At 52.3% G+C, this 13,626-nt stretch carries 10 protein-coding genes; all 10 read right to left on the bottom strand.

From position 1 onward, the window contains the following. Positions 1-594 (bottom strand): Flp pilus assembly complex ATPase component TadA (gene tadA / locus HY879_00545; GenBank protein MBI5601822.1); only part of this gene is annotated, 594 nt, incomplete at its 3' end. 542 nt (positions 595-1,136) lie between these two features. Continuing rightward, positions 1,137-1,847 (bottom strand): RluA family pseudouridine synthase, encoded by a 711-nt coding sequence (locus HY879_00540; protein MBI5601821.1) that lies wholly within the window; start codon positions 1,845-1,847, stop codon positions 1,137-1,139. Between the two features lie 64 nt (positions 1,848-1,911). Next, complete coding sequence (locus HY879_00535; GenBank protein ID MBI5601820.1) at positions 1,912-2,115, bottom strand: hypothetical protein; 204 nt, start codon at positions 2,113-2,115, stop codon at positions 1,912-1,914. A gap of 319 nt (positions 2,116-2,434) precedes the next feature. Continuing rightward, positions 2,435-5,065 carry a glutamate synthase gene (locus tag HY879_00530; protein MBI5601819.1) on the bottom strand — a complete coding sequence of 877 codons (2,631 nt, stop codon included), beginning with the start codon at positions 5,063-5,065 and terminating at the stop codon, positions 2,435-2,437. Positions 5,066-5,187: 122 nt separating this feature from the next. Then, on the bottom strand, positions 5,188-6,702 hold the full coding sequence (locus HY879_00525) for an alpha-hydroxy-acid oxidizing protein (protein ID MBI5601818.1): 1,515 nt from the start codon (positions 6,700-6,702) through the stop codon (positions 5,188-5,190). A 3-nt stretch (positions 6,703-6,705) separates the two neighbouring features. Then, positions 6,706-8,088, bottom strand: coding sequence for a hypothetical protein (locus HY879_00520; GenBank protein MBI5601817.1), 1,383 nt, complete (start codon positions 8,086-8,088; stop codon positions 6,706-6,708). Positions 8,089-8,221: 133 nt separating this feature from the next. Further along, positions 8,222-9,142 (bottom strand): methylenetetrahydrofolate reductase, encoded by a 921-nt coding sequence (locus HY879_00515; protein ID MBI5601816.1) that lies wholly within the window; start codon positions 9,140-9,142, stop codon positions 8,222-8,224. Next, positions 9,142-9,807 (bottom strand): methylenetetrahydrofolate reductase C-terminal domain-containing protein, encoded by a 666-nt coding sequence (locus HY879_00510; protein ID MBI5601815.1) that lies wholly within the window; start codon positions 9,805-9,807, stop codon positions 9,142-9,144. Before HY879_00510 ends, HY879_00515 begins: the two co-directional genes overlap by 1 nt. A gap of 21 nt (positions 9,808-9,828) precedes the next feature. After that, positions 9,829-10,248, bottom strand: a complete 420-nt coding sequence (locus HY879_00505) for a hydrogenase iron-sulfur subunit (GenBank protein MBI5601814.1) — start codon at positions 10,246-10,248, stop codon at positions 9,829-9,831. A 394-nt stretch (positions 10,249-10,642) separates the two neighbouring features. Then, positions 10,643-13,534 carry a bifunctional [glutamate--ammonia ligase]-adenylyl-L-tyrosine phosphorylase/[glutamate--ammonia-ligase] adenylyltransferase gene (gene glnE / locus HY879_00500; GenBank protein ID MBI5601813.1) on the bottom strand — a complete coding sequence of 964 codons (2,892 nt, stop codon included), beginning with the start codon at positions 13,532-13,534 and terminating at the stop codon, positions 10,643-10,645. Positions 13,535-13,626 lie beyond the last annotated feature (92 nt).

The raw sequence follows: 13,626 nt of genomic DNA, 5'->3' as shown, positions 1-13,626 counted from the left end.
TACGGTGATGATGTTAATACCCTCACGGTGGATGGCCTGGAGTAAGGAATATAAGGTGGTGGTCTTTCCGCTGCCGGTCGGCCCGACAACCAGGATCAAGCCCTGGGGGCGTTCGATCATGGTCGAAAGCCGTTCCAACTGGGGTGTTGGAAGTCCCAGTTGTTCCAATCCCAAAAAGGTTTGATGGGTATCCAGAAGGCGGACCACGATCTTTTCTCCCCACCGGGTGGGCAGGAAGGACACCCTGAGATCGATGCCCTTTCCCTGTGAGAGGATTCGGAAACTTCCATCCTGGGGAATCCTCTTTTCACTGATATCCAAATTGCAGTTGATCTTGTATCTGGAGACCAGGGACTCCAGGACCGATCGGGGAAAGACCGGTCCTTTTTTGAGCCAGCCGTCTATCCGGTAACGGACTTGCACCGTTTTTTCAGAAGGCTCAATATGGATGTCGCTGGCTTTCAACCGGATGGATTCCTCCAATAGGGCCTTTTGAATCTTGACCGCCGGAGATTGTTCCACCTCCTTGGAGATCTGATCTAAGGCGAGTTCCCTTTTAATGATGCTGATACTCGGTCGGGCCGAGGCAATCATTTGCGGTTTCCTCTCAAAATATTAAAGAAAATTTATTTCCTAAAAGAAGGAGCAAGGATTATGCCATCCCCCCTCACCCCCCTTTTTCTATCCACCCAAAGGCGGGCCGCCCTTTAAAAAAGGGGGGCCGAGAGGGATTTATCGAGACTTTTTAACACAGCTAAATGAGTACAACTGAACAGTTTTTATCCACTTGCTATACTCGAAACTTGCATCTTGAAACTTGAAACAGGAACCCAAGATCCCGGTTTCTGTGAACCTTCTTCCAACTACGGACTCAAAAGCACTAGTTAAATATCCATTTTTTTTGAAATTCAAATTTTTTTAGACAGGACTTACCGGGTTACCTGGGTTTTTTGCGTCTTTCCGGAAGAAGAGGTTACGCTCGTTAGCCATTGCCCTACCCCGGCTGATAGGACTGGACGAACTGGACGACCGAGGGAAGAATCGGGACAGAGGTAAAGGGAGTTAAACCAACGGAGGCTAAGGCTGCTGGGGTCCTATGAGGAAAAAAGAGATAAAAACGATTGAATAATCTGTTATCATAATCTATCCTGGATATTGTCAATCAGCTTATTAAAATAATCCGGCACGTTGGCTTCAAAAGTCATCTGCTTGCCGCTGGTCGGGTGTTTGAAGGAAATCAATTTGGAATGAAGTGCTAAACGACTGTACCCATCCTTGGCTTTTCCATATTTACGATCTCCTACGATCGGATGTCCCTTATCAGCCATATGTACGCGTATCTGATTCTTCCTGCCGGTCAAAAGATTAATTTCCAGCAGACTAAACTGCTTGGTCTCTTTATGCACTTTATAGGCAGTATGTGCCAGTTTGCCTTTTGTAACATCCGTTGTGGAATAGACGACATAAGCCTTGTTCTCCGCCAGGTATGAGGTAATAATTCCCTCTTTTGTGGATAAGTGACCATAGACCACCGCAACATATTTTTTATCCGTGCCTTTCCACTGAGCTTTTAAATGTAACCTAACTTCTTCACTTTTCGCAAATATCAATACGCCGGATGTCCACTGGTCCAACCTATGAACTACGAAAATTCGATTTCGCGACTTAAGACAGCCTTTGCGTACATAATCGCTAAGAATGTAGGCGGCCGTCTTGAATTTATTAGTCTCCGTCCCCACTGTCAATAGCCCCGCAGGCTTATCTACCACCAGGATATCTCTATCTTCGTAGAGTATTTCTAACCCTCTTGGCAGATGTTTACGGGTCAAGTCTTTTTTCTTAAGCATACTGATTACTTTTCTATCTTATGGGAGTTTATTTGCACAGTTTATTTTCTGAATCTGAAGGGGTCTAAGAATCTGAATGCTGCTGAAGCTGAAGGAACTGAAGCGGTCGGGCCATGAATTCTTCACCCTTTTTGTTTTGGATCACCTTTTGGTCTAAAAGATTCCAGTTGGAGATGCCAGTGATGCGATCATTTTTCACACCTCGTGGCGCCAGGTGAACATGAGGGTTTGATATGGATGGATCTTTTGAGATTTGGAGTTGGGCCATAAATCTCCTTAAGATCTTAAAGAAGCGGATTTATAAGATTGGATCTCCAAAAAACTGTAAGGAACGGAAGGCTGTCTCTCGCCCACTTCCTTCGGTCGTTCGAGCTCTCAGAGTGCTCAGAGAAGATATCTTTCTTTTTGGCTGCCTTTGAGAGGGAGGGCAGCCAAACCATCTCAGCCTAAGGTAAAGTGCACGGTTGTGGGGTCAGAGGGAACGTTGTTTCATACGTTGCATAACGTTACATAACTTCTGAAAAGACCTGCCGAGAAATGAAAAATGATGGGGAATCAACAGCAAATGGTTTTTGTCCCCTCGTTCTTTACTCCCACTCCTCCAAGCCGCTGGCCAGAACCGTCTGCCTGGCCGGTTGGACGGTGCGATAGACCTCGGCCGGGGTGCGTTTCCGGCCGTCAACGTTCAACAGATGGTCCTCGATGGAAATACCGAACAACTTTTCGTTTTCTTGAAGAAAAGGCAGGATAAGCTGCCAGTCCTGCTCGGAGAAGGGAACGATTTCCCCGCCGTTGAGCTGTTCGGTCACGATCTTCTTAAAAGGATCACGGATAAAGATGGCTCCGCCAGAAGCCAGGGAAAAAAGATTCGAACCGGGGTAAGGCGTTTCCTGGGGGATGATCTTCCCCTGGCCATCCACAGTCAGGCCGTTGAGGATCACAAAACCCCCACCGTTATGGGGATCGCCGGCCATGAAGGATTCGGCTAAGAAATCCAGGGCCGTTCCGTTGATGACCACTTTCGGCCGGCCCACGGCATTGATCAGCGGCCGGCCGGCGACATTGCCCAGCACATAGACCTCTCCGCCCTTGGCCCCGTAAAGAAAAGTCTGGCCGGCATCGCCATGGACGACTATTTTACCGCTTTTAAGGATCTGGCCCAGTTGATCCTGGGCGTTTCCATGGACCTGAATTTCCAGGCCGTCTATCCCTGAACCCAGATAGTCTCCGGAGCTCCCATAGGCGTCGATGCGCACCCCCTGGGTCTCGGGGCCCAAACCGCAGCCCAAAAATCGTTGGCCCCGGTAGGCATAGCCGATAAACCGTTTCCAGCCCAGTTCATAGGCCTTGACGACCAGACGGGCATCGCAGTCTTCCCCTTCCGGTGGAAACTGCCCGCCGTTAATGACCAGGAATTTTTCCCCGCTCGCCGGGGCCCGCAGGGTTTGGCGCTGGGCATAATCGATCCGGAAAAATAATTTCCCGGAAGCCTCATTCAAAAGGGGCAGGGCCTCAAAAATATTCTCCAGGGACTGGTTGACCATTTGCAGCAGGGAACGGCGCCGTTTGGTCCCGGTCGGGTAACGGCGGTCCAGGAGCAGGGTCAGCAGTTCGATAATCCCTTCCTTTGATTTTTCTTCCCGGGCCAAGAGTTCCAGATGCTTTAAGAAACTGCCGAACCGGGCATAATCTCCCTCGGAAATGAAATTCTGCAAAGAAGAAAATAATGAGGCGATCTCTCCTTTTTTCAACCCCTCTTGGATCTTTTTTTCAACCCCTCCGCTCATCGCGGCGGTTTTCAGTTCAATACGAAAATCATAAGGGGTCCGGTCGGCAGGGACATCGACCGCCCGCCCGAATTTATCCTGACAGGCCAGCTTCCACTGATCGGGCCCGGATTCCTTCACCGTAAAAATGAACGACCCGCCATCGGTATAGCTTCCGCCCCGGGCATTCCAATAGCGGTCGGCCACAGTCCCGAAACGGGGATCTTCCCGGGCCAGGCTTTGCAGCGTGGCGTCGATGGCCTGTTTTTCGGAACAGACCAGGCCGATCTCCACCTCCCCTTTTTGCAGGGCAAAGACCTGGGGCCGCAGCATGGCCGTATCGGTGATGCCGATCAATTGATAAGCCTTACGCCCGGTCAGATTACGGGCAATGATGAAAAACCAGGGTCCGTCAGGGGATCCATGGATCTGGGTGGTTTGGATCTGGCGATAGATTTTTTGTTTTTCCAAAGGCAGATTATCAAAATCCATTTCCGTGGTCGGGGCCAGGGATTCGATGATGTATTCCAGGGGATACCCATAGACCCGGTTTAAGAGATCAAAAACCTGGACGGAGACCTCCGTGTCGGTCAAAAACAGGGGGACCACGTTGCGCTGATAGAGGTATTCGCTGACCGAATAGTAATTGGCAAAATCGCCGTTATGGACCAGGGCCTCATCCAGACCGATAAAGGGGTGGGCCCCGCCGGGATGCCAGACCCTACCCTTGGTAGGATAGCGCTGATGGGCGATCCAGACATGGGCCTTAAAATCTTCCAATAAATAATACTGGGTGACCTGTTCGGCATAACCGACGATCTTCAGGATCATCATGTTCCGGCCGTGGGAAAGGACAAAGGCCCTTTTTTCTCCCAGGGAGCTGTAATAACTCTGATTCAGTTGAAAGGTGTTCTGATAGACGAATTCTTCGGCGGCCTTTTCAGGAGACAATTTCTCCAAATGCCGTTCTTTCTGAAAGGCCTCCACGACCTCGGGTTTAACCCGGACAAAATAGCGTTTGACCCGGGGGGGTTCTATTTCCAGTCCGGGGACCTCCCTGAAATCCTTTACCGTGGGCACAAAAGCCTCATGATCGACCTGAAAATGGGGACGGATATACCGGGCTTCCAACTCCTTCAGGACCGTCGGGTCCAGCAAGGCGATTTGCAGTAAAAAATCCGCTTCCAAAGTCGCCTGATCGACGCCCAGCTTGGCGGCCTCCAGGCCGACGGCGGCAATGCCCCCACCCTTTCCGTTGCCGCGGTTGTGCATCTGGACCGAGGGCTCGAAGATATGCCGGCCGCTGACCGGGATATTACAGGCAAAACCGGTGACCCCGCAGCCCCCTTCCTCGGCATCGGGATGCCTGGGCAGGTGAAGGGAACGATCGGCCTTTTCCAACAAATGGGCACGGGAATTAACAATGGCTTGGTAAAATTGTCTTTGATTCATGATAGTACCTTTAAGCGAAAATAGGGTTCGGGATTCAAGGTTTCGAGGGTTCAAGGTTTTTTATGCTAATATCTATTCACTTGAATCCTTGGCCCCTTGATTCCTTGAACCCTGATTATTTTTTATTCCAGCTCTCCCTCAAGAACTTCGTCCTTGATATAATCCAGATGTCTGACCACATCCCACCGACCGACCAACTCACTGATCCGGGTCATGCCCAATCTTTTCAGGATGGTCTTGAGCTGCTTCATCCAGGCTATATAATTATTGATGATCCGCTGGGTCCCCCAATCCTGGGTCATGAGATTGGTCAGTTCCGGATCGGTGGTGGCGATACCCCGGGCACAGCCCCTGCCGGATTCACAGTTATGACAACGCAGACATTCCATGGCTACCATGTCGTTGGTGCCCAGACAGACCCCGTTGGCCCCCAGGGCGATAATCTTAGCCACGTCGAAGGCGGTCCTGATCCCGCCGCTGGCGATCAAGGTCAGGTTGTCCCGGATGCCTTCATCTTTTAGGAACTTGTGGACCTTGGGAACGGCGTACTCGATGGGCATGGCGATATTTTTCTTGGCAATATCCGGGGCCGCACCGGTGCCGCCGTAGCTTCCATCCATCTGCAGGATATGGGCCCCGGCAAAAAAACTGCCCACGGCCACCATATCCACGTCGGTCGGGGTTGAAACCTTGACCGATACCAGGGCCCTGGGATTAACCTCCTTGATCCAGTCGATGTGCTTCTTATGGTCTTCCACCGAATAGACACTATGAAAGGGGAAAGGAGAGAACAGGGAAGTCCCCACCACGGCCTCGCGCATCCGGGCCACCTCAGGAGTAACCTTGTCTCCCAAAAGATGGCCGCCCAGGCCCGGCTTGGCCCCCTGGGCATATTTAAACTCGACGATCCTGACCCGCTGGATGGTCTCCTCCCGGACTCCGAAGAGCCCGGTAGCCACCTGGGTAATGATATGATCATCGTAAGGGATAAGCTCATCCGGGAAACCGCCTTCACCGGTACAGCAGAAGGTCCCCCAGGCCGCGGCCGCCCGGACCCTGGAGAGGATAGCATTGATGCTGACCGATCCAAAAGACATCCCTCCCAGATAGAAGGGCACCGGCAGGGTCACCCTGGGCCGTTCATCCCCGGTACGGTTAAGTTCCAGGGCCAGGGAAATCTCTTCCCCCGGTCCGTCATCCTCTTTCAAGGGCGGCAGGACCAGACGGAGTTTATCGAAGCCGCCTCCGGAATTTCCGGTTTTATAATTGAGCCCCTGATAGGGGATGTCTCCGGTTTCGGCCATGTGCCAGGTGCTGGCCAACAGATCGGCGGTCCAGCGATTGTCCCCCAATACCTCAAAGGAGGGATTGGGGTTCAACACGATGGCTTCCTTGGGGCAGCGGGCCACACAAAAAAATGCGTTCTTTTGGCAAGCCGGTCCGAGGCACAGATGGTCCTTGACGACCTTGGGACGTTTCGATCCGGGTTGAAAGACCCCGTAAGGACAGAGTTTCAGGCAAAGACCGCAATTATCACAATCCTTGCGGATGACCAGACGATATTTTCCCAGGGCATGGCGAAATCGGGTCGGTGCCGGCTTGACCTCCGGGAACATGAATGGAGCAGCATCAGACATAGGTTAATTCCTTTTACTTAAAGGGAGAAAAATCTCCCTTTCCAGGTCTTCAAAAAACATGGCCCGGCCCATTTCACCCCGCAGACGCCGGGCTTCACGGATCCCCATGGCCCCCATGACCTCCAGAAGCTGGTTGTACCAACCGGCTATGAGATTGCGGATCCGGGCCTGTCCCCGGGGGGGATAGGTCTGCGCGATATTGACCGGACAGGGGATACCTTCGGCACAGCGCCGGCAGACCCGGCATTCCAAAGCGATGAGCAGGGGGATATCCAGGGTTACGGCATCGGCCCCGCAGATAATCAGCTTGGCCAGGTCTTCGGCCATAGCCACCCCCCCCCCGGCCAGGATGGTGATCTGATCCCGAAGGCCGTTTCTGACCAGGTGCAGATGGACCTCTTTGATCCGGTCTTTGATAAACCAGGGGTCCTCCCCCTGTTCCCGGCCGATTTCATCGGCAGTAAAATGGATTATTTCCATTCCGGCCTCGGTCAGTTTCAAGGCCCGGTCCCGGGCCTCGGCGCTTAAAGGGACCCGAACGGCAATCACCGCTTCCGGATTCAGATCTTTAAGCCTTTTCTGCCAATTCTTGACCTGTGGGTTATCGGGAATTTCGATCAACCGGAGTTTTTTCAGGACCGACTGGTCGAACCCCTGGGGATCAGTGGTCAAATAGAGCATCATGTTATTCAAATAAGGCTTCAAACCCGGTTGCCAATCTTTTTGATCGATGATGGTAAAAGTGCCCATATTTTTGGCTGCCCTGAGCAGGGTGGGATTGATGCGATCCCGGGGCGGAGAAAAAGGCAGGATATCAAAAATGATGGGCAGCGGGATCTCCACGGATGGGTAGGGAACGGACAGGAGATTTCCCTGGCCATCGAATTCCAGGGCCTTGTGCTTTCGCCCCAGATCGACCTGGGTGCTGATATACTCCCGGCCATGTATCCCGTCCCGGGTAGGCCGGACGATTTCCGACATATCCGTCCACATGGCATCAAAACCGGGTCCGGAAAAAGGCCCGCCGTATCCGGCACCGGAAACGGGGATACGTCCGGATTCGGCCTGGTACCAGAGCTTGGAGATAATCTCCGGGGTCCAGTAGCTGTCCCCCAGGTTCTTGTAATTGGGATTTAAGGCCTTGTGGATCAGCCGGTTCGGACAATTCTGGACACAGCGGAAACAGTCTTTGCACAAACTATCCAGGGAATCCGACATGAAACGGGAATCGAGTTTTCGTTTATCATAGACGCCGTAGACACATTCCCGCTTGACACAACGGGGGCATTTCAGACAACCCTCTTCCCAGGCGATAACCCCGGAGCGGATAACCGTTGGAAAACGGTTGGGCACCATGGCGGTATGGATATGATATTTGGGTGGCATATTCCCTCTATAACAAAAAAGTTACCAATGAATTAGGTTAGGATTTCATGGTTAATTAATTAAAATTTTAGTTTAGAGTTCGGAGTTCGGAGTAAAACCAAGTCACTCCGAACTCTAAACTCTGAACTCCGAACTAAAATGGTCTCGGCAACAGCCCGGCTTCTTCGACGATCTGGGGGACCACATCTTCCCATTCAATGGCCATGATATGGACTCCCTGAACCCCGGCCATTTCCTTAAGGGCCTGGATGGTCTCGACGCTGATTTTAATCCCTTCCTGGCGCTGTTGTTTGGCCGGAACGGATTTCATGCGCTGGATCATTTCGTCGGGGATGTCCATGCCGGCCACCTGGCTCTTCATATATTCGGCCATCTTGGCGGATTTAAGCGGGGTTATCCCTCCCAGAATATGGACCTGCTTTTCCAGGCCCCGGTCCGTAACCTGGGTCATCCATTCTTTAAACCGCTCCAGATTGTAAATGCACTGGGTCTGGATAAATTCGGCTCCGGCCCGGACCTTCTTGGCCAGTCTGATGACCCGGTAAAAGAAGGGGTCGGCAAAGGGGTTGGCCGCGGCACCTACAAACAGGTCCGGAGGCCGGGTCAGGGCATCACCGCCCAGGACCTGGGCCTCATCCCGCATCCGTCGAACCACCCGGATCAATTGAATGGAATCTAGATCGAAGACCCCTACGGCCTGGGGTTGGTTCCCGAAGGACTGATGGTCCCCGCTCAAACAGAGGATATTTCGAATCCCCAGGGCCGAGGCCCCCAGGATATCGGACTGGAGGGCGATCCGGTTCCGGTCCCTGGTAACCATCTGGAGTACCGGGTCGAGCCCTTCCTGCTTCAGCAGGGCGCAGGCCGCCAGGCTGGAAAGACGGACCACACCGGTCTGGTTGTCTGTAACATTGACACTATCCACCGAGCCTTTGAGGATACGTCCTTTTTTGAGGATGGCCTCCGGATCGGCCCCTTTGGGAGGACCGCATTCGGCCGTTACGGCAAAATGGCCGGCAGATAATACCTTCTTGAGCTGACTTTCGCTGTTCATTACTGTTGATCCTCCCTGACGATTTTTCTGAATCCTACCCCCTGGCGTTTAGACCAGTCAGCCGGATCATGGACCTCTTCCAGGAGATCCAGTTGACCCCTTTCCTCCAACCTAGTGATGATCAGGTGCCAGGCACAAGGGGTGTCGGGATTGACTTCACATTGACCGGCCTGGGAGCCGCCGCAGGGGCCGTTAAAGATCTGTTTGGCACAGCGGGTGACCGGGCAGATATCGGCAAACAGGTGGAGACGGCACTGGCCGCAGCCCCGGCAGTTTTCCAGCCAGAGTCCGGCCTCCTTGGTCTGGCCCAGAAAAAGGGTGTTTACGGCCGGAAGTATGGGCACATTGGGAAAAACTTCAGCCACGGCCTGGACCCCGGCCCCGCAGGCCAGGGAAAGGATGGCGTCATACTGGTCGGCCAGGCTGGTCAACTGATCGATAAATTCATAAACGCATTGGCGTTCCAGGGTCATTTCCCGGGTTTCCAATTCCTTGTTGGTCATCCGGGCGTCCATGCGGAGGGCCGAGGCCAGAAGACCGGTCTCCTTTTCTCCGCCGGCGGCGCATTCGGCCACACAACTGGCACACCCCACCACCAACACTTTCTTATAGGGTGAAATCATGGCGATGATTTCATCAAGAGGTTTTCTTTCTGCTGTGATCATGGTATCTATCCCTTGAAAAAATTATAATCTGCTTAAAAGGGAACGACCTTTTGAAGGAGATTCGGCCAACAATTCCCGGGTTAGAAGATCGATCCGCTTGGGAAGCGGTGGGCGGGTGGTTACCAGCACCAGACGTTCCGGATCCAGGCCGATCTCCTCAATCAACTTTCGGGCATAGGCGATCCTTTTCCCGGCCCGCAGGTTTCCCTGCTGATAACGGCACACCTTTTCGGGACAGGTAATCAAATAGACCAGATCGGCCCCGGCTTCCAGTGCCCGTAAAAAATGGAGGGGTTCTATCCGGCCGCTGCAGGGCAAAGGGAAAAATTTAACCCGGGAGCCCAATTCCTTTTCCAAAACCCGGCGATTGGCATCCTGCTCAGGATCTAATTGTTGACAAAAAAAGATTGAAACATTTATGGCTGAATGGTTTATCTGCATAAGGCCCCTATTCCAGTCGTAACTGGTCTGATAAAATCTCCCCGGACCCGCGGAGAAATATCCCTCCCCAAGAGACGAGGCATTTGAACAATACTTTATCTTTCCCTAATCCTGTACTACCGAGGGTTTTTAACCAAGGAATTTTTGTTATAGGGAAACTCGCACACCCGAGGGACAGACGGTTCAATAAAACTGGACTGGTCTGACCAAAGGCTATCTTGGTCATATTCTGTAGCGAGAATATTTTCAACTCGGTACTATATAAAACTTTTTTAAAAAATTCCATCAAAAACTGTCCCGAAACATGGATTTTTTTAAGATTCCTCCCTTTGGTCGAAATGACAAAAATGCTGGATTCCCGCCTACGCGGGAATGACGAGATTTTACATAGTCGTCATTTATAAGTTGCAATGACCTGTTCAAAAATAGACCGGACCTTTTCGGTTATTTTTCTATAATGGTTCAGGATGTCCCAGGAAGGCAAACCCGTTTCCCCCAAGCCCATCAAATTCTGTTTGGCCGTTAGCAGCAGTTCTTCCGGACTGTAGGTCCGGGGGTCCCCCTTGCGGTCATAGAGGAGCTGGAGCCCGTGATCCAAAAGGGTCAAAAAGTGATAGGCTTCCCGCAAGAGGTAGTGGAATTCATCCCGTAAATGCCCTTTGTCCTTCAGGGCCTTTAAGATCTTCAGGGTATTGGTCTGGTGGAATTCCGGATCGGCCTGGCCGTAGAACCATTGGAGATACTGGGCAATAAACTCAATATCGGTCAGACCACCGTATCCGAGTTTCGGATTGAACCGTTCCTTGTTTTCGCCGGATCTTTCCTTCTCCATGCGGGACCTGAAATGGGCCATTTCCTCACGAACCTCAGAGGGAGGGGCATTGTGGAAGAGGACCTCATCAATGACCTCTCTGACCTGGTTATTGAGTGAAGGGGGCCCGACGATGACCCGGGCCTTGAGCAAGGCCTGTTTTTCCCAATGCTGGGCCTGGTTCCGGTAATAGTCCTGAAAGGCCTCCAGGGTCACAATCAAGGGTCCGAAACTTCCGGAAGGTCTGAGCCGGGTATCCACCGTATATCCAGGACCTTCTTTCAAAGGGATAGAAAGGAAGGAGATAAGCCGCTGGGCCAGCCGGACTAAATATTCGTGGGTGGTAACCCACTTTTTATCCCCTTTCCGCAGCGGCTGGGAAGGGCCTTTGGAGGACTTCGCCAAGTAGGGGGCCTTCAGGGAATAGACAAAGATCAGGTCCAGATCGGAAGCATAGCCCAACTCCTGCCCCCCGAGCTTGCCCAGACCCAAGATACAGAAAGGGGAAGGCCGGGAAGGGGCCAGACGATGGGGATAAAGAGGATGAACCACCTCCTGGGTCAGACTTTCTTCAGCCAGACGGGTCGATTCGATCAGGACCTGATCGGCCAAATGGGTCAGCCGTTCCGAAGCCAGGTCCGGTCCCAGCCTTCCAGCCATCTCTTCCAGGGCGGTCCCTAAAAAATAGCCGTTTTTCCATCTCCGGAGGTCAGAAAGCTTATCCTCCAGCCCCTTTCCCAGTCCCCTGGTTTTTAAAAAATGAAGGACACCACCATTTTCCGGGCCTGGCCGGCCGATGGTCCTTTGGAGGGCCAGGTGGTCCATCATCTCCGGGTTCTGGATAAAGATCCGGCCCATGAGGGCACTTTGGGCAAAGAGATCGACGATCTCCTTGGCCAGGGCGTTGCGCTCCAGTAACATGGAGAGTATGGCCGTCCGGCCACCGATACTGCCCAGGAAGCGATCGATAAAGGACAGACTTTGATCCGGATTGACCGATTGCAGGCAATATCCGAGGAGAAGGGGAAATAATTGAGAAAAAAAAGTTCTTCCCGGGGCCGGGGAGGCGGTTAATTTTCTGTTCCAGGTTTCTATTATTTCCCGGGCCTGATTCCCTTGTTGAAACCCCAGGGTCTTTAATTCTCTTTCCCGGTCTTCAGCGCTCCTGGTGGACCTAAGGAGTTCAACCAGCCTTTCCTGGGAGACCGGTGAGTTGGCCAGCAAAAGGTTGTCAAAGCTGATCCGGACCCTGGTTCTGACCCGATTCAGTTCCGGTATCAATCTCCCGACCGGATCCATTCGCCTTGGCCCTTTGAGGGGCATCACCCGGGCAATCCCCTCCAGGGCCTCCGCCTGATGGGGAAGGCTGTGGGTCTGGCGCTGGTGGACCATTTGAAGGCGGTGTTCCAGGATCCTTAAAAAAATATAGGCCTGGGAAAGAAGCCGGCCTTCTTCTCTGGGGATAAGCTTAGCATCCTTCAATTTATCGATGGCCTTCAAGGTATTTCCTTCCCGAATCGATGGGATCTTGCCCCCAAAGACCATCTGTAAGGATTGAACGATAAATTCGATTTCCCGAATGCCTCCGGGACCGAGCTTGATATCATCGCTTTTAAGGAGATGGGAACCGGTCTCGGCTAATATCTTTTGTTTCAGGGTCCGGATATCCGCCAGGATGGTATAATCGATAAATTTCCGGTAGACAATGGGCTGGATCTCTTTCAAAAAGGCCTTGCCCAGTTTTATATTTCCGGCCAGAGCCCGGGCCTTGATAAAAGCCATGCGCTCCCAGGTCCCGGCCGAACTTTGGTAATATTCCAGGGCAGAGTCCAGGGAAATAACCAGGTCCGAATCCTTGCCTCCGGGTCTAAGGCCCAGGTCCACCCGGAAGACATGATCGCCTTCCATCAGGGCACCCATGGCCTGGATGATCTTACGCGTTGCAGCCTGCAAATATTCTTTTTGTTCCAGAAAGGAAGGCCACACATTACCGGAAGGCTGATAGAGAAAGATCAAATCGATATCGGAACTGAAATTCAATTCCAGCCCTCCCAACTTACCCAGACCCAGAACCACCAGACCATTTTCCACCAAGGCCGGTTTGCCATTGTTTTTGGAACCTGCCTGGTTCTGGAGACAAAAGGACAAGGCCCCTTGAAGGCAGGTCGCAGCCAGGAGGGAGAGGTCGGTGGCGGTTTCCCTGAAACCGGCCAGGCCTCCCAGGTCCCGGGCGGCTATCCGAAAAATTTCCTCCTGTTTAAAATGACGCAGAAAAAGGCAAAAAGTCTGGAAGTCTTTCAGACCTGAAACCTTCTCCTTAAGATCATTGGTAAGATGGGCAGGGGATTTTTTGGACCGGTATCCTCCCTGATCAAAAATCTTTTCGATCAGGGAGGGGTCCCGGCGCAGGATATGGGTGAGATAGGGGGAAAAGGCCTCTATCTTTTTTAAGAGTTGCCGGTCTTCGTCAGTCATAACATATAGGGTTCAAGGATTCAAGGGTCAAAGAATATTTTTCTCTTGCCTTTCACTCGAATCCTTGTCCCCTTGAATCCTTGAACCCTGAT

The sequence above is a fragment of the Deltaproteobacteria bacterium genome (genome assembly GCA_016219225.1).
Classification (GTDB): domain Bacteria; phylum Desulfobacterota; class RBG-13-43-22; order RBG-13-43-22; family RBG-13-43-22; genus RBG-13-43-22.
The sequence above is the reverse complement of the archived record's forward strand: the minus strand, read 5'-3'. Positions and strand labels throughout refer to the sequence as shown.

Excerpts from the sequence above, each read along its gene's own strand:
- HY879_00515 (MBI5601816.1), bottom strand. The coding sequence starts at position 9,142 with ATGAACAGCGAAAGTCAGCTCAAGAAGGTATTATCTGCCGGCCATTTT.
- HY879_00540 (MBI5601821.1), bottom strand. The coding sequence starts at position 1,847 with ATGCTTAAGAAAAAAGACTTGACCCGTAAACATCTGCCAAGAGGGTTA.
- HY879_00535 (MBI5601820.1), bottom strand. The coding sequence starts at position 2,115 with ATGGCCCAACTCCAAATCTCAAAAGATCCATCCATATCAAACCCTCAT.
- HY879_00530 (MBI5601819.1), bottom strand. The coding sequence starts at position 5,065 with ATGAATCAAAGACAATTTTACCAAGCCATTGTTAATTCCCGTGCCCAT.
- HY879_00525 (MBI5601818.1), bottom strand. The coding sequence starts at position 6,702 with ATGTCTGATGCTGCTCCATTCATGTTCCCGGAGGTCAAGCCGGCACCG.
- HY879_00520 (MBI5601817.1), bottom strand. The coding sequence starts at position 8,088 with ATGCCACCCAAATATCATATCCATACCGCCATGGTGCCCAACCGTTTT.
- HY879_00510 (MBI5601815.1), bottom strand. The coding sequence starts at position 9,807 with ATGATCACAGCAGAAAGAAAACCTCTTGATGAAATCATCGCCATGATT.
- glnE (MBI5601813.1), bottom strand. The coding sequence starts at position 13,534 with ATGACTGACGAAGACCGGCAACTCTTAAAAAAGATAGAGGCCTTTTCC.
- HY879_00505 (MBI5601814.1), bottom strand. The coding sequence starts at position 10,248 with ATGCAGATAAACCATTCAGCCATAAATGTTTCAATCTTTTTTTGTCAA.